Raw genomic sequence first — 1,439 nt, 5'->3', positions numbered from 1 at the left:
ATTAGAACACGTTTATCATAGTAAATCAAAGTCATCATGAAACAGTATCTTGTGTTAATTTTGCTTGTAATTTTAATAGGTAATACTTCATTAAAAACAGATAATCCTCCAAATATTGTTTTTGTATTAATTGATGATATGGGCTGGAAAGACATGAGCTGTTCTGGAAGTGAGTATTATGAAACGCCAAACATTGATGCATTAGCACAATCAGGAGTTCGATTCACAAATGCCTATTCTTCATCACCTGTATGTTCGCCGTCAAGAGGTGCTATTCTAACAGGTAAAAACCCAGCACGAACAAAGTTTACTACTGTATTTAGTGGTGAATCAGCATTAGATGATCGCCTGTATGATGAAAGCAAACTTAAAGATGGAGGTGCGGACAATCAAAATTACGAAGCGCTACACAGACATGTGTTACCGAGTACAGAGGTGTTATTCTCTGAAGTGTTACAAAATGCAGGATATGCAACTAGCTATTTTGGTAAATGGCATTGTGGGACACATAAGGCTTATACCCCTAACAAACGAGGTTTTCAGAAAGCTATTGGCTACAGAAAGAAACACGTACCAACAAGTGTCTCTGGGCATTGGGGGAAAACTTTTAAACCATTTGGTGTAGGCCTAGATCATATAAAAGACAGTGAATATATAGCAGACGTACTTACTGAGGAATGCATAAAATTCATTCGCAAAAATAAAGAGAAACCTTTTATAACTGTACTTTCTCATTATTTAGTACATAACCCAATTCAAGCTAAACCAGAATTAGTTAAACGTTTTAAAGATAAAATAACTACAGATCAAGATAATCCAGAATATGCAGCTATGTTGTATTCGATTGATCAAAGCGTAGGAAGGTTAGTTAATGCTTTAAAAGAATTAGGAATCGAAGACAACACGATGATAATTTTTACTTCAGATAACGGGGGGCTGAATCGAAATACTTCGAATTATCCTTTGCTTGGTGGAAAAAGTTACGCTTTTGAAGCTGGTATGCGGGTACCTCTTATCATAAAATGGCCAAAAACTGTAAAAGCTGGACAAGTAACAAAAGAATATGCAATAGGAATGGATTTTTACCCAACATTCTTAGATGCGGCAGGTATTACTTTACAACCAGAACAGCATAAAGATGGTATAAGTTTATTGCCCATTTTAAAAGGGAGCAAAGGAATAAAGCGACCATTTGTATTCCATTTTCCACATTACACAAGTAATACCAGTCCATTCTCGTCCATAATAGATGGAAGTTATAAACTGATTCGTTTTTATAATGATAAAGAAGGTGGTTACATGCTATTTGATTTAAATAAAGATCCATACGAACAAAATGATTTGTCTAGTGAAATGCCAGAAAAGGTAAATGTACTCAAAGAACTTCTTGACAAGGAATTAAACGAAATGAATGCCCAAACCCCTTATACTAATCCCAA

The 1,439-nt window shown here is 35.0% G+C and carries 1 protein-coding gene; it reads left to right on the top strand.

Translation table 11 applies throughout. The features are described from left to right. Positions 1-36: 36 nt before the first annotated feature. A partial coding sequence (locus EM932_RS20620; protein ID WP_135879096.1) for a sulfatase occupies positions 37-1,439 on the top strand: 1,403 nt, incomplete at its 3' end.

Source organism: Flavivirga rizhaonensis (assembly GCF_004791695.1).
Taxonomy (GTDB): domain Bacteria; phylum Bacteroidota; class Bacteroidia; order Flavobacteriales; family Flavobacteriaceae; genus Flavivirga; species Flavivirga rizhaonensis.
The sequence above is the reverse complement of the archived record's forward strand: the minus strand, read 5'-3'. Positions and strand labels throughout refer to the sequence as shown.